Origin of the sequence: Limibacter armeniacum, assembly GCF_036880985.1 — a bacterium.
In the GTDB taxonomy this organism is placed as follows: domain Bacteria; phylum Bacteroidota; class Bacteroidia; order Cytophagales; family Flammeovirgaceae; genus Limibacter; species Limibacter armeniacum.
Genome location: NZ_JBAJNO010000009.1, coordinates 1699578 through 1725138, shown reverse-complemented (window position 1 = coordinate 1725138; position 25561 = coordinate 1699578). Strand labels below are relative to the sequence as shown.

General features: G+C 44.8%; 26 protein-coding genes. 16 read left to right on the top strand and 10 right to left on the bottom strand.

All coding sequences use genetic code 11. The features are described 5' to 3' along the window. Positions 1–52: 52 nt before the first annotated feature. The 4 genes from V6R21_RS24995 to V6R21_RS24980 form a co-directional block, all read right to left on the bottom strand. Positions 53–241, bottom strand: coding sequence for a hypothetical protein (locus V6R21_RS24995; protein ID WP_334246258.1), 189 nt, complete (start codon positions 239–241; stop codon positions 53–55). 145 nt (positions 242–386) lie between these two features. Continuing rightward, positions 387–1595, bottom strand: a complete 1209-nt coding sequence (locus V6R21_RS24990) for a GTP-binding protein (protein WP_334246257.1) — start codon at positions 1593–1595, stop codon at positions 387–389. Between the two features lie 345 nt (positions 1596–1940). Further along, positions 1941–3128, bottom strand: coding sequence for a hypothetical protein (locus V6R21_RS24985; protein WP_334246256.1), 1188 nt, complete (start codon positions 3126–3128; stop codon positions 1941–1943). A 35-nt stretch (positions 3129–3163) separates the two neighbouring features. After that, entirely contained in the window at positions 3164–5542 is a 2379-nt protein-coding gene (locus V6R21_RS24980; RefSeq protein ID WP_334246255.1) for a TonB-dependent receptor, read from the bottom strand. Between the two features lie 371 nt (positions 5543–5913). Here V6R21_RS24980 and V6R21_RS24975 point away from each other — a divergent pair, with 371 nt between their 5' ends. The 4 genes from V6R21_RS24975 (at position 5914) to V6R21_RS24960 (ending at position 10048) form a co-directional block, all read left to right on the top strand. Further along, a complete protein-coding gene (locus V6R21_RS24975; protein ID WP_334246254.1) occupies positions 5914–6615 on the top strand; it encodes an ABC transporter ATP-binding protein in 702 nt (233 codons plus the stop codon). Between the two features lie 8 nt (positions 6616–6623). Then, the gene (locus V6R21_RS24970) at positions 6624–8033 is read left to right on the top strand and encodes an ABC transporter permease (protein ID WP_334246253.1); all 1410 of its coding nucleotides are present in this window, start codon (positions 6624–6626) and stop codon (positions 8031–8033) included. Further along, positions 8030–9349: a hypothetical protein gene (locus V6R21_RS24965; protein ID WP_334246252.1), complete on the top strand. Its 1320-nt coding sequence runs from the start codon at positions 8030–8032 to the stop codon at positions 9347–9349. The genes V6R21_RS24970 and V6R21_RS24965 overlap by 4 nt, the downstream gene beginning before the upstream one ends. A gap of 270 nt (positions 9350–9619) precedes the next feature. Next, complete coding sequence (locus tag V6R21_RS24960; RefSeq protein WP_334246251.1) at positions 9620–10048, top strand: hypothetical protein; 429 nt, start codon at positions 9620–9622, stop codon at positions 10046–10048. A gap of 133 nt (positions 10049–10181) precedes the next feature. On the opposite strand, the gene folE is transcribed toward V6R21_RS24960, so the two are convergent. The 5 genes from folE to V6R21_RS24935 form a co-directional block, all read right to left on the bottom strand. Next, complete coding sequence (gene folE, locus V6R21_RS24955) at positions 10182–10847, bottom strand: GTP cyclohydrolase I FolE (RefSeq protein ID WP_334246250.1); 666 nt, start codon at positions 10845–10847, stop codon at positions 10182–10184. A gap of 5 nt (positions 10848–10852) precedes the next feature. After that, positions 10853–11260 carry a phosphoribosyl-AMP cyclohydrolase gene (locus V6R21_RS24950; RefSeq protein ID WP_334246249.1) on the bottom strand — a complete coding sequence of 136 codons (408 nt, stop codon included), beginning with the start codon at positions 11258–11260 and terminating at the stop codon, positions 10853–10855. 81 nt (positions 11261–11341) lie between these two features. Continuing rightward, positions 11342–11752 (bottom strand): hypothetical protein, encoded by a 411-nt coding sequence (locus tag V6R21_RS24945; RefSeq protein WP_334246248.1) that lies wholly within the window; start codon positions 11750–11752, stop codon positions 11342–11344. A gap of 332 nt (positions 11753–12084) precedes the next feature. Further along, the gene (locus tag V6R21_RS24940; RefSeq protein WP_334246247.1) at positions 12085–14493 is read right to left on the bottom strand and encodes a TonB-dependent receptor; all 2409 of its coding nucleotides are present in this window, start codon (positions 14491–14493) and stop codon (positions 12085–12087) included. 150 nt (positions 14494–14643) lie between these two features. Beyond that, positions 14644–15057 carry a MerC domain-containing protein gene (locus V6R21_RS24935; RefSeq protein WP_334246246.1) on the bottom strand — a complete coding sequence of 138 codons (414 nt, stop codon included), beginning with the start codon at positions 15055–15057 and terminating at the stop codon, positions 14644–14646. Between the two features lie 121 nt (positions 15058–15178). On the opposite strand from V6R21_RS24935, the gene V6R21_RS24930 reads away from it, so the two are divergent. Together V6R21_RS24930 and V6R21_RS24925 are read left to right on the top strand one after the other, a co-directional pair. After that, positions 15179–15592, top strand: a complete 414-nt coding sequence (locus tag V6R21_RS24930) for a Fur family transcriptional regulator (protein WP_334246245.1) — start codon at positions 15179–15181, stop codon at positions 15590–15592. A gap of 115 nt (positions 15593–15707) precedes the next feature. Then, positions 15708–16202: a hypothetical protein gene (locus V6R21_RS24925; protein ID WP_334246244.1), complete on the top strand. Its 495-nt coding sequence runs from the start codon at positions 15708–15710 to the stop codon at positions 16200–16202. A gap of 217 nt (positions 16203–16419) precedes the next feature. Here the strand turns inward: V6R21_RS24925 and V6R21_RS24920 are convergent, their stop codons facing one another. After that, positions 16420–16608, bottom strand: a complete 189-nt coding sequence (locus tag V6R21_RS24920) for a hypothetical protein (protein ID WP_334246243.1) — start codon at positions 16606–16608, stop codon at positions 16420–16422. Between the two features lie 330 nt (positions 16609–16938). On the opposite strand from V6R21_RS24920, the gene V6R21_RS24915 reads away from it, so the two are divergent. From V6R21_RS24915 to V6R21_RS24870, 10 genes are all read left to right on the top strand, one after another. Continuing rightward, the gene (locus V6R21_RS24915; protein WP_334246242.1) at positions 16939–17424 is read left to right on the top strand and encodes a hypothetical protein; all 486 of its coding nucleotides are present in this window, start codon (positions 16939–16941) and stop codon (positions 17422–17424) included. After that, a complete protein-coding gene (locus tag V6R21_RS24910; protein ID WP_334246241.1) occupies positions 17414–19081 on the top strand; it encodes a hypothetical protein in 1668 nt (555 codons plus the stop codon). The genes V6R21_RS24915 and V6R21_RS24910 overlap by 11 nt, the downstream gene beginning before the upstream one ends. A gap of 62 nt (positions 19082–19143) precedes the next feature. Beyond that, a complete protein-coding gene (locus V6R21_RS24905; RefSeq protein ID WP_334246240.1) occupies positions 19144–19761 on the top strand; it encodes a hypothetical protein in 618 nt (205 codons plus the stop codon). 79 nt (positions 19762–19840) lie between these two features. Further along, positions 19841–20707: a hypothetical protein gene (locus V6R21_RS24900; RefSeq protein ID WP_334246239.1), complete on the top strand. Its 867-nt coding sequence runs from the start codon at positions 19841–19843 to the stop codon at positions 20705–20707. An 18-nt stretch (positions 20708–20725) separates the two neighbouring features. After that, the gene (locus V6R21_RS24895; RefSeq protein ID WP_334246238.1) at positions 20726–22804 is read left to right on the top strand and encodes a hypothetical protein; all 2079 of its coding nucleotides are present in this window, start codon (positions 20726–20728) and stop codon (positions 22802–22804) included. A 12-nt stretch (positions 22805–22816) separates the two neighbouring features. Then, entirely contained in the window at positions 22817–23050 is a 234-nt protein-coding gene (locus V6R21_RS24890; RefSeq protein ID WP_334246237.1) for a hypothetical protein, read from the top strand. Continuing rightward, positions 23025–23669, top strand: a complete 645-nt coding sequence (locus V6R21_RS24885; RefSeq protein WP_334246236.1) for a hypothetical protein — start codon at positions 23025–23027, stop codon at positions 23667–23669. Before V6R21_RS24890 ends, V6R21_RS24885 begins: the two co-directional genes overlap by 26 nt. 46 nt (positions 23670–23715) lie before the next feature. Next, complete coding sequence (locus V6R21_RS24880; protein ID WP_334246235.1) at positions 23716–24621, top strand: hypothetical protein; 906 nt, start codon at positions 23716–23718, stop codon at positions 24619–24621. A gap of 111 nt (positions 24622–24732) precedes the next feature. After that, positions 24733–25167 (top strand): hypothetical protein, encoded by a 435-nt coding sequence (locus V6R21_RS24875; protein WP_334246234.1) that lies wholly within the window; start codon positions 24733–24735, stop codon positions 25165–25167. After that, entirely contained in the window at positions 25164–25478 is a 315-nt protein-coding gene (locus V6R21_RS24870) for a hypothetical protein (RefSeq protein ID WP_334246233.1), read from the top strand. The genes V6R21_RS24875 and V6R21_RS24870 overlap by 4 nt, the downstream gene beginning before the upstream one ends. The last annotated feature ends 83 nt before the right edge of the window (positions 25479–25561 follow it).

Genomic DNA, 25561 nt, shown 5'->3' with positions numbered 1-25561 from the left:
CGGATGAGTAGAATGAAATGTAAAGCTCCTGTTTGCCATAATTCCAGTTTTTTCATTTCTGACTTCGTAACCATGACAGTATGGACAATGAATCACCGAAATACTCCAACACTCCAAAAAAATCTTTGATGTTAGGCATGATGTCTTTGACTCCTGTTGCAAACGCAAGTTGCTTGGCCTTAAATAGCTCACTTGATTTTGTGGTAATTTCAAAACCATTTTCGCTTTTCTTTCCACTCACCGCAAAATCATTTAAGAATTCGACGGTATTGTATTTCAGGACTTGTACTTTCGTCTTTTCCGCAAAGCTCTACCTAAAGCCATGGCAGCGAACAGCCCTGCATGGCTGCCCCCACAATGACCACATCAAAATTTTTATTCATAGATTAAATTTCTGTTGGAAATAGATCGTTGAATCGAATATTGTTGTCAAACAGGTGCTGTTCGCTGTCCTGCAGCAGGCATCTTTCCAGATCAGCAATCATTTTCGGCTGATCGATATCCTGTCCGATAAACACCAGTTCATTCATACGATCGCCCCATTGCTTGCTCCAACGGCTTTCAATAAAATCCCTGTTCTCGACATAACTTGGATAGAGCATTCTGTCACCGTGAGGCATGCTGCACCACCAGACACCTGCTCGTTCCATTCGGGAGGAGCCGCCTGCCTGTGAGAAGTTAAGGGCATCATTCGGTCTTGAAGCCAACCAGAACAATCCTTTTGCCCTGATAATGCTATGCGGGTATTCCTCATTGAGGTATTTCCAGAATCTTTCAGGGTGGAAAGGTTTCTGAGTGCGGAACACAAAGGAGCTGATGCCGTACTCTTCCGTTTCGGGTGTATGGCTTTCGGCTTGCAGCTCTTTCTGCCAACCTGCTGAATTTTGGGCTTCCTCAAAATTGAACAGCTTTGTATTCAGGATTTCTTTCGGTGCCACTTTCCCGAATTCGGACGTGATAATCTTGGCATCTGGGTTAAGCTTGTGGATGGCGGCTTTCAGCAAGCCTAACGTATCCTTGTCAACCAGATCGGTCTTGTTCAGGATAATGACGTTGGCAAATTCCACCTGATCGGTCAGTAGGTTGACAATGGTACGGAAGTCTCCGTCTATATCGGTCAGGTCACGCTCTAGCAACAGATCGCTGGAACCGAAATCCTTGAAGAAGTTCAGGGAGTCCACGACCGTTACCATGGTGTCAATATAACTGAATCTGGAAAGGTCAATGCCGTTTTCCTCATCTACAAAAGAAAAGGTTTGCGCTACGGGAACGGGTTCACTGATGCCTGTGCTTTCGATCAGCAGGTAATCGAATTTCCTTTCCCTTGCCAGCTTCTCAACCTCTACCATCAGGTCTTCCCGAAGGGTACAGCAGATACAGCCGTTGCTCATTTCCACCAACTTTTCTTCCGTCCTTGAAAGGGTATTTTCATTTTCAACTAACCTTGCATCCACGTTTACTTCGCTCATATCATTGACGATAACAGCTACTTTCAATCCTTCTTTGTTATGCAGAATATGGTTGAGTAAAGTCGTTTTCCCTGCTCCTAGAAAACCGCTCAAGACGGTTACTGGAAGTTTATTTTCTGAGATCATATGTATTAAATGATTGATGATTTTTGTCCTGATTAGCCTTAAGTTCTGTTGTAGACAACATTCGTTAGGGTTGATAAACTTTAATGGTCTGAGAGTTTATGGGAGTTTCAATTCGCTTCTATATATGCGACATTGTTGCAATATAGCTCTAACTTTTATAAATGCAACACTGTTGCATTTGCGTTTAAGGTAAAAAGTGAGATATGAAAGAAAAGTAGGGTAACCTATTTTACTGACGCAATAATTAGTACTATAAAACTCACAAAAAAAGACTAGCGGTTTAAAACCACTAGCTTTCATTTTAATTAAAAACTGATCATTCAGTCTTTTGGGATAAACTATTTACTAAAACTTCAAGATAATACCAGGGTCACCCTGAGTTGTAATGATTGGTGCTGATGGTCCTTCTTCTGCATTCGGATCATATGTATAAATTCCCACTCCATCATTGCCGGATATTCCAAACAATATCTCTGTGTCCGTTACCAAAGGAGAAGCTGCATAGCTATTGGAAAATGGAAGATCCAATACTTCTATTGTTTGGTTATAGAGATCTAACTTAAAGCTACCAAATGTACGGTCATTGATATAGTCAGGTGGATTACTTGCTAGTGCATAAACATTTCCTGAACTGTAAAGCATTCCATTGCCAGCATATGTAGGTCGGTAAAGGTAATCAACATGATTTCCCTCAATACCCTCAATCAAGAAGTCTGTAGTGTTGAAGAAGTAGGAATCATCAAATGCCAATTCACCACTCTTTATTCTTAAAAACCCTGCTTTTTGACCTGGTCCAAAACCATAAGAGCTCACACAGTAAATATAGATATCACCTTTCTCATCCATGAACAATGAACCGGGAGTTTCTACACTTCCTGCAAATGATGCACGATCATCCGTAATACTGGTTACCGTATTGTTGTTTGAAAGGTCAATCACTAAAATCTCAGCAGGATTAGTACTTGTAAAAGTATCTGTCGTTTGAGAGACTGCAACATAAAGTAAATTGTTATGCAGTAACATCACATTTGGATCAGGACTACCATCCCCTTTTGCAAAAGAAGAAAGGTCAATGGTTTCCGTAAGCGTCATGCTGGAAGGATCCAACACTGCAATTTGCCCTGTGTTATAAAGTGAGCAAAATGCACGTGAGCTATTCTCTACTAATACATGCATAGGTTGTGAATCTGCAGGCATGGTGATTCTTCCACTTTCTACCAGATTACCGTCTTCCGTACGTGTATATTTGATCACCTGATCTCCTTCCCTGTTTTGAGTAACAAAAACATCATCCCCAAAAATACTTACAAAAGGATAAGAAGTTGTTTGATATGCATTTGCATTCGTATAGCTCCCAACAGTAAGGTCTTTAAATGTTCCCAGGTAAGAGTTTACATTAGAAGTTGTCGTAATATTGGATACGATAAGGTACTCATGCTTTCCATCCGCTGTATTAACTCCCTCTTCCTCACTACAAGAAATGAAGCCAGTCGTTAGTAGTATGGCAAAAAGTATTCGATTGAAAACTTTCATAGTGTATTGATAATTAATTTTAAAAGTGTTTTGTTTTATTCGTCTAGCAATAAATACCTAAGCTTTATTCTAAAGATTCTCCCTGCCAATGGCTGATTCCAGTTATTAATAACAACGGCATTGGTCAGATTCTGAACCTCTCCTGTAATCGTCCATCTTTGATTGCGCAAACTATGCTCTAAAATAATATTATGCGTCAGAGAAGTAGGTATCTTGAAATTATCATTCCGGCTCAACTCAAAGCCATAGTTATAGGCATGTACATATCCCCCTTCATAAGTCAATCGTGTTCGGGAATCCTTCCCAACGATATTATCAGCATGGTATTCCAAGCTCCAGTTAGAAAAAAGTTTAGGGATATTAGGAATCTCCTTATCATAAGTTGGATTCTCAACATTATTGGTTCCCGGAATATACTTATTGACATCCTTTACAGATTGGTAGGTAGCATTACAGCTTACATAAAAATGCTTGGACAAATCAAACTTCCAATCCATGTCCATCCCCACTATTTGTGCTTGAGCATAATTCGTATACCCGGTTGTTAGCCCCGATCCTGCAAGCTGAATTAAGTGGTCGACCTCAAGGTAAAAGACGTTAGACTCCAATTGAAGTCTTCTATCTTGTTCTTGATACCTATCATACACCATTCCTATCGAATAGTTATAGGCTTCTTCTGGCTTGAGGTAAATAGAAGGAGTAATCAAGGCTCCATCACCAAATAACTCTGAAGACAAAGGCAAACGAATGGCTAATTCATGACTCGCTTTCAGGAAAAGTGTTTTGGTAAAATTATACCTCATCCCCATATTATAGCCCAACTTATTGGTTGTATAAGACACCTCATCAGGATCTCCTTGTATATAGAGGTTGGTATTATAACCTGTTACCAGGCTGTAGTAATGCTTAATGGCTCCTGATAATAGAAGTCTTTTGTTCAGGGTTTCAATTTCTCCGGTAAATCCCAATACAGAACTTTCAAGATAGCCATCATAGTTATAAACATTCCTACTTGCATACTCATTTCCCAAATCATCTTTAGGATTGAAATAGCTCGTCCTGAAGTTATGATTAAGGTTTAAAGATAAAGATGGGGATACCTGATAATTAAAGTTTGCTCTTGCCCTGAACTCATCTTGTTTGGTTTCGGATAAATTTGGACCAATACCCAGCTCCCCACGACCTATTAGACTAGCTACTCGAGTACCATCCCAGTTATAAGCATAGACACTGGTATCAGTAAAAGTACTATTGATATTGAGCTTCAGGAGATTGATTTTCAAATCAAGCTTATCATTAAGAAGATCTGCTTTTTCCAGTTTACTGGCGATTACCATTGTTTGGGCAGTAGAGGTCACATGCTGAATATTTCTCTGTATTCCCTGATGTTCTTTATAGACATCATTATGAGCAAATTCTACTTCCACCTCATCAAACCATAATTTGTGAAAACGAACCGATGCCCCTATGAGCAGATTATGAAACTTGTCATGGTCCCTTTTTATATCCATATTCTCTTGGTAAGGAGACTGCATGATATAATCATTGTCACTACGGTTATCGAAAATTCCTACCCCTGCTTCTATTCCTGCCTTATCAAATGCTTTCTTTACGATCAACCCGGTATTCGTCGTGTTAAAGGACTGCCTTGCAATATTGGCATCAATATAACTGTAGTTACGGTGCTTGGTCACTACATTGACAGCACTGCCTAGCCCATCCCCTCCCAGATATGCGGGAATCGTGCCTTTATAAATCTCTACCCTTTCAATTAACTGTAAAGGAATATCATTGATACCAAAACTACCATCGGGTGTATTTACAGGATTACCATCTATAAAAACCTGTACACGCTTCCCTTCCAGCCCTCTTACTGAAATGGTAGCAGTGGAACCAAAACCTCCTGAACGCCTGATCTGTACGCCAGCTTGTCTCGTTAGCAACTCATTCAGGTTACTCGCCCTATTTTCAAATTCCTTGGAAGTAATCACCGTCACCGGCATCACTTTTTGTTTTACTTCCTTCGCTCTTTGTACTTCCTCTGATATCCCAAATACCTTCACTTCCTCAAGACTTTCTGATGATTCAGCTAGTAAAACTTCAAGACTGGTACTAGGCTTATCTATAGTAATAAGACGCTTTTGCTCCTGATGACTTACATAGGATACTTTTAACTCATAGGTTCCGTATGGAATACGCTCTATTGAGAACCTCCCAACGCTGTCAGTATAAGCTCCTTTTTTAAGGTCATGGATAGACACAGTAACAAACTCCAGCGGATTCTCACTTGACTTATCCTTTACAACACCTTTTAAAGTACCCTGTTGAGCTTGTATAGAATAGTTCAGAAAAAGAATAAGTATTGTCGTTAGCCAGAAAGAAAGTTTTCTATAAGGATACTTTGTAACGTTCATTTTTTTGATAATAACAAGCTGAAGACAATCAATAGATAGACAATAAAACAAATTGCTAACCTAGTGGAGCAAACGTTAAGTCTACTGATAGTAAATTCTATCTATAAGTAAACTTAGCGATCAATTCATCCGCAATAGATTATATTTCGCATATGCAATCATGTCGCAAATGTAAATATTAAATAATCATATGCAATCATGTCGCATTTATTTTTAAGACTATTTGCTGATAAGACTTCAATTAAATCATAAACACACGAATTCACTCTTTCTATGTTCATATAACACCACATTAAATAAATGCAACATTATTGCAATTGGGAATCACTTTTCTATATTTGCAACAATGTCGCATTAATTAATATTTACTCATGATAGAGATACAAAATGCAGGAAAATCATTTAAGGGAATGACTGCTGTTAAGGATTTAACTATACAAGTTAAAAAAGGAGAAATTCTAGGGCTTTTGGGAGCCAATGGAGCAGGTAAGTCTACAACCATCAATATGCTGTTGGGTTTTTTGGAGCCTGATTCGGGAAAGGTAAGTATCAATCAGCTGGATACTTTCCGTCGTGCTCATGAGGTTCGTAAAATGATTGGGTACATTCCTGAGAATGTGAACCTGTACCCGTACCTGTCCGGGGTGGAAAACTTGGATTACTTCTGCCGTCTAGCGGGACTGAAATACACCAAGGCTGAGTTGGAAGTGTTTCTTCTGGGTTGTGGTTTGCAGAAAGGGGCGCATCACAAGAAAGTGTCTGGCTATTCGAAGGGAATGCGACAGAAAGTGGGCATTGCGATTGCCTACGCCAAAAAAGCGCAGGTCTACCTGCTGGACGAGCCTGCAAGTGGTCTGGACCCTTTGGCAAGCAATGAGCTGTCTGACCTGTTGAAAAAACTGGCTGCTGAAGGCGCAACGATCGTTATGGCTTCCCACGATATTTTCCGTGTTCGGGAAGTGTGTCACCGTATCGGGATCCTCAAAAACGGATGCCTGGTCAAGGAGCTTCGCAGTGAGGAAGTAAGTGCGAATGAACTGGAAAAACTGTACCTGAACTTTATGCAAAACTAATCGGAACTATGTGGCAAATCATTAAGAATGAATGGCATTTTCTGATCAGGACAAGTGCCTTTCTCCGAATCAGTATTGGCTTTCTGCTGACATTGCTATTGGCGGTTTATCTGGGGAACCTTCAGTTTGATCAGCAGGAGATTCATTACCAGATAGCTAAAGATCACCTTCGAGCACAGTGGGAAGACATTGACGAAATGAATCCGCACAGTGCCGCCCACTATGGAACGTATGTGTTCAAGCCTGTTAACCTGTCCAGCAGTCTTGACGAGGGGATTTACTGCGTTACAGGAAATGTACTGCGTGTAGAGGGACATGTACAGAACGAGGTCGTTCATTCGGAAGCGTCCCAGATGCAGGCAGTTTCCAGGTTCGGAAAACTAAAAAGTGCGTTGCTGCTGCAGTACATTCTTCCGCTGCTGCTGGTATTTCTGGCTTTCCATAGCGTTAGCAGCGAAAAGCAGAGCGGAAGACTCAAGCTGCTGATACTTCAGGGAGCAAAGCTGTCTTCTCTTGTCTGGGCAAAAGCACTCTCGGTCTGGTTGTACGGCATTGGACTGCTGACTCTGACAGTATGGGCATATGCCTTCGTCAATCTGACAGAAATCAGTACTGAAGTGATGGTCAGGACACTCTTTTTCTACCTGTCTTACGGCATGTATTATTTTATAGTCAGTACACTTACCATCTACCTTTCTGCCCGTTGGCAAAACGCCACCGTTGCCCTGACGTCAATGCTGGGCATCTGGATTCTCTGGACGGTTTTCCTGCCCAACATCCTGATGAGTGCCGTAGAGAGTTGGTACGAACTGCCCAGCCGCAATGTATTTCAGGCTGCGATGAAAGAGGACCGTTCAAAAGGTCTGGACGGGCACAACCCTGCTGATGATCGGACTGCAGCGCTGGAAGAGAAGGTGTTGAAGCAATACGGGGTGGACACTATCGCCCAGCTACCCATTAATTTTGATGGCATTCTGATGCAAGCGGATGAGGAATATGGCAATCAGGTGTGGGACAAGCACTTCGGAAACTTGAGGACGACACTAAGACTGCAGAAACAACGCTATCAGCTGGCAGGCATCATCAATCCGTTTATTTCCCTGCAGAATGCCAGTATGGGCTTTGCGGCAAGCGACAACCTGCATCATCATGAATTTTTAGTTCAGGCAGAAAATTACCGAAGAGATCTGATCAAGGCATTGAATAACGAGCACGCTTACGGGGGCTCCAGAACTGGCGATTGGAGTTGGAAAGCGAACAACGATTTTTTTAGATCAATTCCTGACTTTGAATACAAGCCGGTTGCGCTGGTCTCTGTTTACTCACATTACGCAATGGATATGGCTATGATGGTCGTCTGGGTACTTTTCGTGAGTGGTTTATTGTTTGTCGGAACCCAAAAAATACAGATACTATGAGAGGTCTTCATATATTTTTTTACGAATGGAAGCACTTTACCCGCAGTCCTTTCAAGATAGTCGCTTTGCTGCTATTTATCGTGACTAGTGGTTATGGTCTTCACAATGGTGCCAACCTCTTCCGAGATCGTTTGGCTGAAATTGAACATATAGAGGCAAAAGCTGAGAAGGAAACCAAGGAATACCTCTCACTCTACGAAAAAGGAGAAAGTAGCCCCGAAGGTCGTCCGTGGGTTAACCTGTCAGATCCTTTCTGGGCAATCCGATACAGCAATATTTACCATATAAAGGCACCCTCGCCGGCACTGGTTTACAGTATTGGACAGGCGGAGGAATACGGTTACTACAAACATGTTACCTTGTCGGCAAGCCCCTACGATGCGGACATGGCCAAGGAAATTGCAAATCCTGAGCGTCTGCTGACAGGAACCCTGGATTTTTCCTTTTCCTTGCTTTACTTTCTGCCCTTGCTTTTGCTGATATGGCTTTACAACCTGAGAAGTGCCGAAGCGGAACAAGGGTTCCTGCCGTTAATTGAAGTGCAGACAGCTTCACAGCACACCTGGATGCTTTCAAGAATTGCCTTTTACTTAGGGTTACTTTTTCTGGTTATTGTAGGGCTGCTGCTGTATGGGGCAATGCTGACCAACATTCTAATCACTGCAAGTGGTGCTTTTGGTCAAATGGTGTTGTACAGCTTTTTGTACCTCGCTTTCTGGTCAGCGGTTTATTACCTGCTCCTGAGAAAGGGGAAAAGTATTATGGGTAATACCCTTAAGATGGTAGCCGTCTGGCTGTTGTTTGCTTTCATTGCCCCAGCCATTGCCCATCAGTGGATCAGCCTGACCCATCCAACTAACTTGATGGTGGACCTGATTGATGTTCAGCGGGACAAACGCGAAACGCTATATCAGCTTCCCAATGGTACATTGCAAACCAAACTCGATGCTTTGTTTCCTGAACTGGCGGATAGCCCAGTAGCACAAGATGCTGAAAAAGCAGGCATGATGACAAGACGATCGGTGCCTGCTCTGGTCAATGAGATGATGAAAGAGAGCATTGCTGCCATTGAGGATGACCATTTGGAGAAAAACAGGTTGATCCGCGTGTCTTTTTGGTTCAACCCGATTCTTTTTTTCCAGAATCAATTCAACGCAGTCTCTCAAAGTCACTACGATGATTACCAGACTTACCGGAATGAGCTTCAGGAATTAATTGATCAGCAAATCCAAACGATGGTGATGGATATCTGGCATGAAGTGAAAGTGGATAAAACGAAGTTTTTAGAATATAAGAAGGGGTTATCGAAAAAGTAAACCTCACTAGTAGATCATAGTACTACCCTGTTAAGGAGTGGATGGTTGAAAAGAAAATCCTGAGTTAGATCTTTGTAGTGTAAACAAGAAGATCAATGCTCAGGATTTTTTTGTTTGAACGACCAATATCTTGGGTACGATCATCATTTGTTCGGCAAATTGTTTTTCTATCATTCTTTTGTTATAAATGCAATAAAATTGCATTTGCGATTATATTGAAATAATTTTGCTGTGGAGCCATTTACAAAAACTTATAAAGTGTAGGATTACATGAAAATTCAACCGTGTGTGTTGTTATGCTGCTTGATAATGGGAGCATGTGGTACAAAACATGAAAGGGATGAAAAGACCCTAAAACAGGCTGCTGAAATTCACAATGAAATGATAAAATCAGCCCATATTCTTGAGGAACGCTTGGAAGATTATGGACGAGATTCTCTCAACAATGCTTTAACAGATTCAGTTAAAGTTTGGAAAAAATATCTCGATACGTGGGAAGAAGATGTTGTTGAGGTTCCTGGTAACAAAGATCATCATGATCATGAAGGCGGGCACCACCACCATGATCACCAGCAAGTGAAGGTTACTCCGAATCAGATGCTTGCCATTCAACAGGAATTAAAAAAACGTCTTGATCAACTTCACCAACGCATGAGTATCGTTCGTTCGTCACAATTAGATGACCGTGAAAGAAATTGATTCTCATTTCTTCATAAGGTAGTATTATAGAATAAATACCTAAACGCCTTTTGGTTGTTCTGTCCTATTTAGGATGAGACGACCAAAAGGCGATTTTTCTTTATCAATCAACGGTCAAATAAAAAGGATACCGTTACTGAATCAGCTGAAGAAAGCTCTCCCTTAATGCTTTGTCATTGAACTCACCCCCGTATTCCAGCGTCACCGTTGAGCTGGTCGGGTCTTTTATTCCCCTGCTTGAAATGCATAAATGCTCCGCTTCCACGACCACTATCACACTCTCTGTCTGCAGTGCTTCCTGAAGGGTGCGGCATACCTGCAGCGTCATACGTTCCTGCACCTGCGGGCGCTGACCGAAATATTCCACCAGCCTGTTGATTTTTGAGAGACCGATCACTTTTCCGGAAGAGATATACCCGACATGTGCCTTGCCGACAATCGGCAGGAAATGATGCTCACAAGCCGAATGGAAGGTGATATTCTTTTCGACCAGCATCTTGCCGTACTGGTACCTGTTGTCAAAAACCGATAGGGAAGGCATATTGTCAGGGTTCAGCCCGCTGAATATTTCCTTCACATACATCTTCGCTACCCGATAGGGGGTTCCTTTCAGGCTGTCGTCCTTCAGGTCCAGCCCAAGTGTTTCCATGATACCGGCAAAGTACTCCTGTATCGTGGCAATTTTTTCCTCATCACTGATATTAAATGCCTGAGGCAACATAGGCGTTTCTATATTGCTCATCAGGTGCTGATCACCCTGTTCCTCAAAGAGCAGTTGTGCTTCCTTGTTCTTGTCCATTTTTATTATTTCTCTATAAAATCCAGTTGTTCTTCTTCGATATCGTACCGGCGGTAAAAACAGCTCTTGCGGGGTTTCCCGGACTGACTGAAGGTATGGCACGCACCGTTCCTCTCCATGGTGACCTGATAGACCAGTGCATCCTGGTCACAGTCCACCAGTATGTCGACCATCTGTAAATATTCACCGGAGGTTTCACCCTTGGTCCAGAGCGCCTGCCGGGAAGTTGACCAAAAAGTGGCTTTACCGGTTCGGATCGTTTTTTCGAATGCCTCTTTGCTGACGGAAGCCAGCATCAGGATCTGACCGGTAGCGTGTTCCTGCACTGCGACAGGCAGCAAGCCACCTCGTTTCTCAAACTGAAGAAGGCATTGGTTCCCTTCTTCAATGGCTATTAATGACGTTGATAGCATAATAAGGGGGTAATAAATAGGTACAGGACTATGACGAACCACGAGGGATCAAAAAATGTCACCAGCCCTGCACAGTTTTTCTTATTGGATATTCAGCACAAATGTCAGATCAAAGTCAGTGTCACCGTCATTAGCGCCAGTAGACGAGGACTTGATGTCTGGCTGGTGCTGAAGACGTACCGTAAAGGTTCCATCGGACAGTGCGTCGGAAGAAGTCGTCCAGGTGGTTAATAACCCTACCGGATTGTTATTGTCATCCGAGTCGGCATAGTTGACCGGGTCCGAGGTGTTATCGATATTGCCGTTCCCTGTCGGGTCTGAGAAAGCATCTTCTGTAAAGCTGAAAAAGAACTGGTGTTCGTCATCCTCTTCGGCAATCTCTTCCCCGATATCCTCACCCGGAGAGTCCAGGTTATTCTCAATCTCAAACGTCAGCGTGTAGGTGGTACCTGCCGTCAGGTTAATCTCATCGATGATTTCCAGGTCATCCACGCCTTCTCCGTCAGGATCTTCAGCCCGTGCCGTTACTACATCGCTAGGGTCGGCATCATTGGTAAAGACCAGGGTGACGTCCGTGATTACTTCCGTCTCGTTTTCAGGTGCTGGCGCATCATCGTCATCATCACAACCCATAAAAGCCAGTCCGGCAAGCAGTAGGGCATAGCGTCCAAATCGTTTTAAGTTTTCCATTTTTGAGTCATTAATTTTAGTGAATAATTGAGTGAAAAAGCTTGATGGCAACTGCCTGTCATCAAAACAATACTATAGGAAGGAGGCTTCGAAATAGACTGATGAAGCGCTCCGGTAAATCCAAGAGGGTTTATTTACTGCAAAAGGTAACGGACTGTCAGCAGGAAGTTTCTGCCAGGCTCGTCAGCGAAGTACCGCATCTCATTCAGATAGTTGCGGTAGCGGGTATTAAGTAGGTTCTGTACCGCAATATTGGCTGCGAAATCTCCCACTTTGAACCCCCAGGAGATATCGAGCAGAAAGTAACCGTCCGGTGCATCCCTGAAATCGAATATTTCGGAATCGGGTGTGATGGTGACCGAACCGTCAATGATCTGGTCGGGAGAAACGGTGCGGGGTGCCTGGAACTGCCGGAAGGTATAGCTGGGTTTAACCGTTAGGGTGGATTGCCTGATTTCCCAGAAATCGGGCGTCGTCCATTCCAACTTGTAGGCAGTAGTGAGTGGAGGCTGATTGATCAGTACCTCATCGTCCTCAATATTGCGGAACCATAGGTAGCTAAGGGAATAGCGCCCCTGTAGCGAAGGGCTCCATTGCTGCTGCCAGGTAAAGTCCGTTCCCAAGAAGAGAGCGTCCGCCTGTTCAAAGATAAAGACAGGCATAGGACCTCTGACAGAGCCTGTGACGGTAACAGGTCGGTCATAAATAAAGTTCTGTATGTAATGGGAATAGGCTGTCAGGGTAAGGGAATGATCCTGTTGCTGTGTTTGCCATTCGTTGATCCACTTGAATCCCCTTTCAGCCTCTATGTTGCTCTCATTCAGCTTTGTCACTTCATCAGTGGTGAGTCTTCCGTTTTCTACTCCGTAACGTAACAGTCCGAAAGAAGACTTGAAGCCATGCTGACCGAAGCTGTACAGCTCTGCCATATTGGGGGTACGCCAGGCGGTTCCGAAATTGGTGCGAAAGGTCGAGCTTTCAGACAGCTCACGGATGTACCCCAGCGAAGCCGTCAGGTTGGTGAATTCGTAATCATCCCGGAATATATCCTGATTGGTTTCACGTCCTCTTACATTGTTATGCTCATAATCCAGGCGCAGCCCCACCTCAAAAGTATTCTGCTCTTTTCTGAGGCGCTCAATGATAAAACCACTGTAGCGGGTCGAATTGTAGTTGGGCACAAAAGGAGTAGTACCTGTACCGGGATTGTTGTCATTGTTCTGGGTAAAAAGTTGCAAGCCCACCAGTCCGTCCAGACGGGCCCAGTCCGGGTGTTTCCATTCCAGCTGATAATCCGCAGTCAGCAAATCTAAATCAATGATGGGGCTGTTCGCGTTTCTTCTCACGTCAAATTCCTGCCGCTTGTTGAGCTGCAGGCCTGTCCTGAATGTCAGCTTCCCGTTTTCGGCATAGTGCCAGTCTATTTCCGCTTTTCCCAGGTGGTGGACAGTCAGCTGATTGGGTTCATTGATGTCGTACGAGAAAGGAAATATGTAAAGCGGTTCATCTGAATTGATGGCATTGGCAAAAGCATCACCGCTGTCTGCAATCGATGAGCACAGGAGCGCCAGATTTTGGTCTACAAAGCTGTAATAAAGCTTGGCGCTCCAATCCTTGTGGCGGTAGCGCAAGCCTCCTTGCAATGACAGCTCTTCCTTTCCGGAGTTCGTCAGAGAGTAGTCCGGCGCGTGGCGGTCCCCAATTCTGGTGTAGCTGCCGCCCACTTGATAACTCCATTTTTCGCCTCCTTTGCCGGTTTTGAGTGAGGTCAGTATTCCTCTGCCATTGGACTGGAAGCCTGTCGTTGCCTCCAGTTCGAACGGTTCGTTCAGGTAAAGGGGAGCCGATTCCACCAGCAGCGCTCCTCCCAGTGCTTCCGGACCGAAACGCACACCGGCAGCACCTTTCAGAACCGTTACGTTGTTAGCTGCGGCCAGTGAAATCTCAGGTGCATGGTCGGTGCCCCAGTTTTGGAAACCGTGTTTCAGTCCGTTGTTCAGGACGAGAATCCGGTTGCCATAAAGCCCATGAATAACAGGAAGTGCCACATTCGGGCCTGTGGAAGTAAACGTCACACCAGCCTCCTCCGAGATGGCGGCTGCCAGTGACTGCGTCAGATCCTGATCGATTACACCGCGTCCGAGTGTTGCCTGAGCAAGGCTGGCAGTGCCGGTGGTCTCTACAGGAGAAGCCGTAATAACGACCCCATCCAGCTCTCGCACTTCCTGCCTCAGGTAGATATGCGGAGATTTGCCATGCTGATGATTCTGTTCACAAATTGAATCGCAATACCCGAAACATGAAATGATCAGGGTCTGTTGCTGCTCACAGAGTTCTTTCAGGACGAAATTACCCTCAAGATCAGTCAGCGTATATTGATTGGAATCCTTTACCTTGACCGTCACATAAGGAATGGGTTCCTTCGTTTCGGCATCTAGTATTTTGCCCTGCATGTTATAAGTGCATTCCTTTTTCTGTGCCTGAAGGGAAGCTGAAATGCTGAAAAGTATGATCCAACTGAAGAGACGTCTCCAAAATTTCATATCTGATTTACCTTACTTGATTGATCTATGAATGCAAATCATTCGCCCTTTGCCATTTCACTTTCTGCTCTGATTTAGTTTATGGCAACTTTTCACTAAAACAATTTTTTGCAACTATTTTGTAAATAGCGGCTATTTTTCTAATCACTGTTAGTGATTTACGCTTTCAACTTGACAGCATTGGGCTTTACATCGGCATTGCTGAAGATTATAAAAATGTAGCGTAATCAGGGTAAGAGCCGGTACATAGATCAGGTAAAAAGGAAGTTCTATCTCTAGGGTATACTCTTGAATAACCAGGAATGCCAGAATTAGCCAAGAGAAAAGCAAGCCTGTACTGACCCATTTAAGAGGAGAGGTTTGAACGCTTTTCACAACTGCCATAAATGAAAGAACCAGAAAAAAAACATCTGTCCATACCCACCAAACAGGACTCTGCTGACAGCCATGCATCGAACAGCTCTTAACGGCAAAAAGAAATGGGGTTGCCACACAATGCAGTAGACAAACTGCCGAACTCATAATTCCGATATGGTCTGATTTCTTATGAAGAGATGCGATCATGATGATAAATAATCTTTTTTAAATGCAACTATGTTGCAAATATAGAAGATATTTCAATAATGCGACACTGTTGCATATATTATTTTTTTCACCTTATTTTGTCAAAATAATTTAGACTATTATGACCGAACCAAAGACTCTCCTTCATCAACATCAGCTCAGAAAAACAACTTTCAGAATTGAACTGCTGAAACTTCTAGGAGAATGTAGTCATGCGTTATCAATTGGTGAGATCAAAACCCGATCAAAAGGCAAGGCGGACAAGGCAACGATCTATCGAACGCTGGCTACCTTTCTGGAGTGTGGACTCATTCACAAGGTACCGGAAAAGGATAACGTAGCCCGGTATGCTTTGTACTATCCTGAAGATACCGAAGAAGGAAACGTCAGGCAGCATGCCCATTTTATCTGCCAGGCATGTGACAAGACTTTTTGTATGCGAGAAATATCAGTGCCTGCTGTCTGTGATACTGCTGGATTTCAAGTGAATACCTGCAGCCTGACGCTGGAAGGAATCTGTATGGAATGTTCTTAATTATACACTTTGTCTATTTTTTTATTGACCAAGAGAGCAGAGGAACGGTTTAATAGCGTACTGTTGTGTTTTATGAGTATTGACTAACGATTAAAAAAGCACCAATCCAATAGACATGAGAAAATACCAGCACATAAGATTTACCAAATTTTTACAGCGTATAGCATTCACTTTCATTTTTGCAGAAGGCATTATAGGCGGACTTTTAGCGCAAACCAACACCACCATTGAGGGATGGAAGCTTTTCAAGAATGTCAAGTTTACTCCCAAGTACATAGAGGAATTTGGAGGAGAGGTGCTGCACCCTTTCTTTACAGACGACATCAAAGCGTACGAGGGAAGAAAAGTTAGACTCAAAGGCTATGTCATGCCGTTTGATTATACCGGAAAAGACATGATAGTACTTTCTAGGTTTCCTTATGACCAATGCTTTTTCTGTGGAATGGCTGGTCCAGAAACAGTAGCAGAGGTTTACCCAACCGAAAAAATCACTTACGAGGAATACCGTAAGCCTATCATTATGGAAGGTGTGCTAGAGTTGAATGACCATGATATCCAGTATATGAACTTTATACTCCGGGAAGCTTATATTGTGGATGCCTCCCAATGAGGGTAGTTAGCAGTATTTGGTATACAGGCAACCTGTTTAAGCTGCTGGCAATTTATCATTATTTTATTTACTCCATTGAAACGAAATCACAGGATGTATCAAAACCCTCCAGAAAATATAAGTGAAACGATCTTCTATTTACTGGAAAAGTGCCAATTGCAGAAGAGCATGAATGCTCTAGAGGCTGTACTGCAAATATAACTTATGGTCGAGAAGGTCAGCCCTCCTCCACCAACCGAAACCTCCTCGGAATTCCATATTCACTCTGAAACCGTTCAAATTCTACAGGCGATAGCCGTTCTCTGGTATCAATCCCGATACGTTTGCAGAGGGCGGCTACTTTGTTTCTGCCGATGCCATACAGAAAGGACAAATCTTCTTTGGATACAAAAGGGCCGATGTTCATTTTCATCGCTTGAGTTAGTTTTAGTTGTTTGTAGTTTTCAGTTCCGTGATCATTGTTTGTCGAAGTAGCACGAGTCTAAAGAGTCATTAGATCACGATGATGATGCAATATAATCTTTCCAAGATAGACTAATTTTCGGATTTGCCACAACTTGCTTTCATTTGCATCAAGTGCGCTATTTTGCCTTTTTTTAGCTCATTTCCTCACTCCCTGCTTTGTCTTTTTTAAAGATGATCTCCTTTGAAATCAGCGATTTGCAAGCCTTGATTTTCCCTTTCATATTTGACATGAGTATTCTGAAGTGGCATTGTGAAACCAACAAACTACTTCATGAAAAATTTAACCTGGATTGCAGGAGCGGGAGGATTGGCTGCCTTGGCTTATTGGTACTACAACCGTGTAGTGGAAGAGGTCAAGAACAGTGTCTCTACCAGTATACAGTCTTTCAAGATCCATAAGGTCAGCCTTCAGGAATTGACTTTTAAGCTGCAGGTCAGCATTCGGAACGATTCTCCTTATGGCTTCGATATGGAACACCTCAACGTGTCTGTTGCGGTGATGGAGGACAGCGGTACCACGACTGAAATTGCCAATGGTGTCCCCTTGCAGAAAGTGCGGATTGAGGGAGGTGGGAAACCGATCCTGCTGCCTGAGATTACGATCAAGGCTTCAACCTTGAATGTAGGGGTACTGGCCTTGTCGTTTCTGAGTAGCAAACAAAAACCGAAGCTGCTGGTGTCGGCCAAGGCGAAGGTGGGCGGTGAAATGATTGAAGAAACAAAAGTATTTGACCTGAATGAGCGGAATGAGAATTAAGTACCTGGATGGGGGACTGGGAGTGGTCGCCGACAGGAAACGAAAGCTTCGCTCCGGGAAAGAATACGAGCATCTGTTTCCCAAGCCCAACAAGCTGGATCCTTACCTGAAATACAATGGTGATACCTATGACACGATTGCCTTTATGGAGGATATTGTCCGCAAGACTTTGCCCGACACAAAGGGAATCGCAGCGGTGCTTCAGGGAGATTCCCTGAAGAAGACCAGCCAGAACATCTTTGACTTTATCTATCGTCATATCCAATACAAGCCGGACAAGGCAACGGAAGAAGAACTGAGACGTCCTGCCCGATCGTGGGCAGACCGAAAGACAGGTGTGGACTGTGATTGTTACAGCATCTTTATCTCAAGTGTGCTGCACAATTTGGGTATTCCGCATGCTTTCCGGAAAACGAAATATTATGGCCGAAGCTATTTTCAGCATATCTATGTGATTGTACCAAAGCAGAAGGGGCTTTCCCTCAACAAACGAGAAAATTACATCACCATAGACCCCGTGCTGGACCACTTCGATCAGGAGAAACCGTTTTCCCAGAAGCATGACCGAATCATGATTCCATCCCCACTTGCATTGAATGGCTTTCCCTCCGGTTTGGGAGGGCTGGAGGGAATGCCCATTCGTTATTTGGATGGCCTGAGAGGAAGTATACCTGAACATGTCTATTACAGTACCGATGCGGCTAACTACCAGCGTCGTTTTGGATTGCAAGGAGCAGTTTACTTCGATGGGGTGGATTACTACGAACCACTTCTGGCCTTGAATGGACAGCCGCAACTCGGCTTCCTGAAAAAGCTGAAAAACTCCAAGTTCTGGCAAAAGGCCAAATCCTTTGCCGGTAAAGTAGTGAAGGTGGCAACGCCTCTGGTAGCCTCCATTATTCCGGGAGGTGGCGCTGTGATGAACGTCGCTTCCAATCTGCTGAATAAGGATGGCAGTCAGGCCACGCAACCTCAACTTACCCCTGTTTCAACTGTCACACCAGCTGTTCAGGCACAAGCTGCTTTACCGATTCCCAAAGGAAACACAGCCGTAGAAAAGCTGCTGGCCAAAGTGGAAGACTACAAAAGTCTGGCAGGCAAGTATCGCTCTGTGCTGGATGCAGTCCAGCAAGGGAAAGGGGAAGACGGAAAACTGCAGATGAAGGAGGTCTTTGATATCGTCAGCAATGTCAGTAAAGGCGTTTCGCATGAGGAGGTGATGAACCTCTCAAAAGCAGTTGGGGTATCAGCAGAAGATGCCCAGAAGTTTGCAGCCCTCTTTGCCAAGAAGGAAGTCAGCGCCCTGGAAGCCAAAGCTGCCACGAAAGATGAGGTAGCCGCTAAGCTGGACAAAGGGGATGCTGAAAAACTGATCAAGGCAGAGGCGAGCAAAGCCTATGCGGCATCGAGACTTTCGACAGAAAAAACAGTGTCCAAAATGGAGAAGGAACTGCTTGCTGCCAAGGCATCGGCGGACCTTGCCAAGATGGAAGCCAAACTGGAAGCGAAAGAAATGGTCGATAAGGCCAATCAGGAAACACAGCTTCGATTGGCTGAGCTGGAAAAAACACGGGACGACGACAAGAAAAGTCAACAAATGCTGCTGATGGGCGGACTGGCGCTGGCAGGAGTCATCTATTTCATGCAGAAAAAGTAATGCAGTCCATTTCCCCAATACAGCAAATCCATTATCAATCAAATCAATAAACAATTAGCAACTTGAAAGACAACTATCAAAAAGCACTGACCCACGGTGGTGCGATTGCTGCAGGTGCTGCCCTCGGAAAGCTGACGCTCTCCAAGATGCCTAGCCCCATTGTAGCATTGGCAGCGCTGGCTGGAGGGGCCTACCTCTATGCCTCCGGCAAGGGAAACCCGGCAATCGCCACCGGGGTCATGACTGCAGGGGTGATGGGCACCCTTTCCCATGCAGCCGTGCAGGCGAAGCTTCCATTTCTGAAAGGATTGGACGGTAACGGCCTGAATGGCGTCAATGGAGGTGTGGGACAAATCATCTTCGACGCACAGGGCAATCCTTACCATGTCAGTGGTATCAACGGAGCCATGGCTGGCGGCGCACAACTCGTGCAGGACCAGTATGGCAACAGCTACTACACGGTAGGCGGACTGGCCGGTGAAAATGACTTCGATGACTTTGAGGACCTGAGCGGTACCGAAGCAGAGATCGACAAACTTCTGGGAATCACTGCCGGTATGGAAGGTGATTACGATGCGTATGAAGACCTGGACGGTTTCTACGGAGACTATGAGGATGACCTGATGGCAGACCTTGAAGGCCTCAATGGCGAAGATGAAGCCATCATGAACATGATGTAAGCCTATCTATTTTAAGCGTCCCTCTGCAAAGGGGGACGTCCTTTCTACTTCATTATCAATCAACAAACGAACAAACAACTTGAAAACACAAGACACGACCAGAGAGCAGCGCTTCCTCTTTAAGAAAGCGCAGAAGCCGGGTGATATCTTTGAGGCAACCCGTAAGGAAATTCTGGAAGGCAAGGCCCGATTTATGGATGCCGACGTAACGCACCGCCATGATATTTCCAATGGTGCCGGTATCTACAACTTGCTTTTGCCGACCAACGACAAGATTGTCGGAATCTCTGATTTTCAGGGTAACCAACTGGATCCGGGTATGAACGTGGCGGCTGGTAGAATCAAGATCGGTTACGGCAAAGCGGCGTCGGCAGGCAATCCAAAACCGCAGGATATCCTGTACTCAAGTAAGAAGACAGACTTCCCTAAAGAGCTGTTGAATGCCAACCCGATTGATGCAGGAACGGCCAAGCTACAGAAGCTGGTAGGCAGCAGCTGGGTGACGGTCAATACCATCGATTCCTTGTATGCCGATGGTAAACATGTGGACTTGGTACCCGCCAATACAGAAGTGGAATACCGCATTACCTACCAGTCAGGAGGGAAGCCTTACACCGAGCAGGCACTTGTCTACGTGATGGCAACTGACTTTAGCACGCTAAAGCTGGAAAAGGATTCCAACAGTGTCAACCTGCTTTGGAACCTGACGGATAATGACGGACAGACCCAGACAGATTTCAGGGTATACCGAAAGAACATCACCGATGGAGAAGCCTATTACCGTGAGATTGATCCAACCAGAACGGGAGGAGCAACCAACTCTTATTCAAATCTCAATACGGGTACGGATAAAGTAGATGCCGGTAAGGAATACAGCTATGTACTTGAGGTGATCAAGACAGGAGGTATCGTGTATCAGGTTTACCTGGGAGAAATCACTTTTTAACCAAAAACGCACCAATAAATGGCAAAGACGATTACAGAAATAATCGGGTTGTCCGTAGATGGCAACGAAAAAATAAACCTAAGGCTTAAGCAACCACATGTAGCAACTGCTTCCTTTCAGCTGCGAATGCTGGTCAGAAGACATACAGATAATATGCTGCTGATTTCAGAGGCTTACACTTTCCCTGCAGGCACGTATGAAAGCATTCAGTTTGATGCGGGCACTTTTTATAACAACGCTTCTCCGGCAACAGGAAAAGATGTGATTTATAGACTCTCAGGAACGGGTGTATTCAGTGTACTGGCCATCTCAACGCCATATGGCTTTACAGATTCCCTGAATGCTTTTGCAACCAAACACCTGATGTACGAAAGGTCTGCCGGTAGCCGTAACAGTGCAGCTTCCAAAACGACAGCTGTGGCAGAAAGCGTCCTGGGTACCTATGAGCTGAAGAATGGCAAGAAGCAACTTCGTGTCACAACCCGTGGACTGGTAGAGGAAGGCAGAGCCTTGTTCGATCCGAAAAAGGCAACTTACCGGGTGCTCAATATGGTAGGCAACAGGATCTATGGCGCTAAGAAAAGTGCTGCAGATTTTATGAGAGGCATTACCACTGTGAGAGCAGGTAAATCGCTGCCTATGGTAGATGTAAATGGCAATGTGGTGGAGGTTGCTTCCACAACTTACCTTTCTGATGGTAGCCAGCAGGTGTCCTTCAATAATGTCTATAGGCTTCCTGTTCCTTTGGCGGCTGGTGTTGTGGGTGAGGCAAGAAGAAAAGATCCTGAATCAGGGATTGAAAAAGTCAATACTTCAGAGAGTCCATATATCACTATCCGAGTAGCTCAGACTAGAAAAGCACTGAGGAATAAATACACGGCTATTCCTTCCAACTTTAAGGGTATCAACTATGTATTGAGGTTCCCATCCAATACAGTTGGAGGTGCTTATGAGTGGGACTTTTATATTCATTCGGATGAGTTTGCGCACACCACTGATGAGGACCTGATCACCAACCAGGTACTGGACGGTGCCGTGATTCCTTATACACACACTTTGCAGGCCTACTACATCAAGAGTGATAACTCGTATGTCTCGCTGGCCATGATTTCAGACTTCCGAAGTGAAATGGAGTTGGCACCTTACAAGGAAAGCGAATTGAATGCTTACAGTGTAAGTAATCCTGCAGCTGCTCATTCTTCTATTGTGGCAGGTGCCCTGATGCCGGGTATCAGCTGGGTGGTATCAAAGTTCCTTCCGCTGAGAGAGCTAAGAGCTTACTATCACGGCAGAGATCTGAGCGATAACTTTGTGATAGGTTTTGGTTTTGACGAAGGAATGACCCGACTGAATAATGGAGCGTTTACCCCAACAGCCAAATTCCCTTCAGATTTTCCGGATAATGTGGCCTATGTCAGGCCTCAGTTGAAATACACAAGAGAGTATGACAATGGCGCATTCTGGACAAACGGAGGAAATATTCAGGTACCTATCTCACCATTCTCCGTTAGCTGCAACGTAAGCACGATTACTTCAAAAACGCAGAGCATTACGTTATCCTGGAATGCCAGAGGCAGAAGGGTGACTTCTTACAAGGTAGAGGTGCAGGAGGGAAGAGGTTATGTAACGCTTCAATCAGGCACTGTAGCCAGCACAATCAATAGCATCACTTTACCGGCAGGCTTGCAGACGACCGGTACAGGAACGGTTACTTACCGTGTGACCCTGACCAATGATAGAGGTTCGGTATCCAGCACCAAGACAGTCAATAAGAATATCGTTACGCCTATCTCGGTAAGTGTAACTTACTCTGACAACGTGGTGCAGTCCTCAAGTGAAACTGTTCAGCTAACGATAAACGGTTCAGGTCCGATTGGACGTCTGGAAATTCTGACCGATAGAGGCAGTGAAACAGCGCAGGTATCCTGGGTATTGACTCAGCAGTTTAACTCCCCATCTTTCCCGATGACAGTCAATGTCAAACCATCCAACGGTTGGAACATGAACGCTACCAATGGAGGTATCAAGTTCATCGCCTCTGAGCCTGTGTACGGACAAAGTAAAGAGTACCAAATGGCTGTGTGGATTGTCCAATAACCGCTTATCACTATGATGTCACTTATAGATAAAATAGGAGTCGCCACCATTTCGATGGCGGTTCCTTTAAGTATGATCTCAACGATCAGTAATATCCGGCTGACCATGGACGATGTGGATGCCATTACGCTGATCATCACGTCTTCTCTCTCTACCACCTGGCTTCTTCTTAGAATTTATCGAGAGAATAAAGAGATCAAGAAACTGAAAAAAGAAGAACATGAGCGAGAAAATAAAACGCCTTGAGCCCATCCCAACCATTCGGGTAAATGCGCAGCGCAATCCCGTAGCCCAGCAGATTATTCAGGAAAAGAATAAGCAGCAGCAAGCACAAACGGTGAACTCTTTAAAATCAAGAGTAGGGAAGTTGACGCAGTTGCTGCAAAGTGCCCAGAGCAAAAACAAGCAAGCCATTCAGCAGCTCCAAAAGGAGCGAAAGAAGGGAGGCGTCAGCAACCAAAAGGTCAGAACCTACATGGGGAAGATCAAGCAGCAAAATGCAATGATCTCCAGGCTTAAGAAAAAGCTTTCGGTACTGAGTCAAAGAGCCAAAAGCAATACTTCAGCCAAAGGTAAAAGGACAGTACTCAGACGTAAGAAAAGCTTGTTGGCTAAACGTAGGATCGCTTTACTGAATCGTAGAAAACCAAAGCCTAAAAAGCCTACGTCTTTACCCAAAAACAGAGTCGTAGTTGCAAGACCAAAAAAGGTCGTAGCACCTAAACGAAATGTGAAGGTTCAAAGACGCAAAAAGGTCTCTTCCGTAGTCCAAAGAGCGCTCGGCCTGAAATACAAAAAGGCTTTGGCCAATAAACTGAGAGCTGCACTGAAACGAAGACGTAGCGCAAGAAGAAAAAGAAGATAATACCCAATACTTGGCTTATGCAAGCAAACTAAACGATAACGCCCCGATGAACACCACCACCATTAATCAAATCAGTAAAATTCTGGCCTTGGACGAATATGGATTTGATATACTCGCTGACCTGCAGGGAGAACGCAAACTGCTCTATGAGAATATCAAAAAACATGACGCTAGTGATATCGCCCATTTTCTCCGGAACATCGCCAATAGCTTCGAGCTGGACCAGCTCCATATCCAGCGAAGGAAAAAGAATGGATCCTCAGCCAAGCTGTTGGATTACTATACCACCATTCGCTTATCGGAAACGGAGTATCCCGGCTTGTCAGGAGTAGCGGTTACCGCACCTCCAGCAGCGCCAGTGGCTCACCCGGGTATGGATGACTACAAAAACTTTGTGATCAACCGCTTGGAACGGGAAAACAATTCCCTTCAGAGCAAACTGGAATATCTGGAAAAAGAAAACCAGGAACTCCGCAAGGACAACTTCAATCTCGAAAAGCAATCTGCTTTTAAGGACAAGGAGTTTGAGCTGATCCAAAGGCAGGTGGAGTTGGAGAAAAGTGGTGGCATGAATGGGGTACTGGAGAAAGTCGCTGCCAACCCTGTTTTGGCAGGACTCGCAGGAACAGCACTCGCCCGCATTATGGGAATTGATCAGTCACCGCATGCGACACTTCCGATGACCATGAACGGAGAACAGGATGAAATGCCTCATGTGAAAATGGAAGGCGCTGATGAAAGTGTGGCTGCAGAAGTGGGAGAGAAGGTGAAAGAGTGGCTCAAAACGCAAACAGAGGAAGTGGTGAGTAAGTACTATGTGCTGACGCAAATCATCGGGGCTAACCCATCGGTATTGGACAAGATATTATCAAAATTCAAAGTAAACCATGAAGGCAAAAGTAACCATTACCCTGGAGGTGAAGAACCAGGAAGAGGCGCTGCGGAAAGCTAAGGCCTTGCAGCAACTGGGCAATAACCTGACGGAATCTTCTCTGGCCATTGTAGCGGCGAAAAGTGGCCTGAATGGCATCAACCAAAAGATTAAGCTATTCCAGAATATGATATGAGTAGTCTCATCAATCTTACCCCTCAGGGGATAGCTGCCAATGCGGCCAAAGACGTACTGCTCGACAAGAGAGTACTGCTCGGAGCAGGCGCATTGGTGGTGCTTGGCATCGCATGGTATTGGTCCAGCAGGGCCAATACCGATGCCAAGATCAATGAAGTCAGCAAGCAGGTAGGAAGCGGCACCCGGGAAGGAATGGCAGTCGAGCTGGCCATGCGAATGTATGCAGCCATCAGCGGATGGGGAACCGATGAGGAAGCCCTCTATGAAGCGGCCAAACAGATGCGCCTGTACCAAATTCCTTTTTCCGAAGTGGCCAGCTATTATAACAAACTCTACCAAGAACATCTGATCAGTGACCTGCAGGGAGACCTGAGTGCTTCACAGATGGTCAAATTCAACCAAATACTCAACCAACGAACGACACTATGACCGGACTTCTAATTGGAGGGGCACTGGTAGCGGCATACCTGATAAGCAACAGCAGCAAACGGCTGGAAATTGCCACACCTGTACAGCCCTCAGACCCTTTAACGATTGTGCCCAAACCCGCCTCATCACCTTTCCCATTACGCTACGGATCCCAAAACAGCTATGTCAAGCAACTGCAGGAAGCCATGCTCAAAATCGGAGACAGCTCCGTAAGACAGGCGATCAACAGTACAGGAGGCGCCGATGGCAAATGGGGACCGGGCACCGACAGGGCAAGAGTGCATATGGGTTTTCCAGCTCAGATTGATTAAGCCCTTTTCCAATCCATCCTCGGTATGGCCGCCACCAATCAGAAAACGGATGCTTCCAGCTGGTGGAACTGGCTCCCATAAAA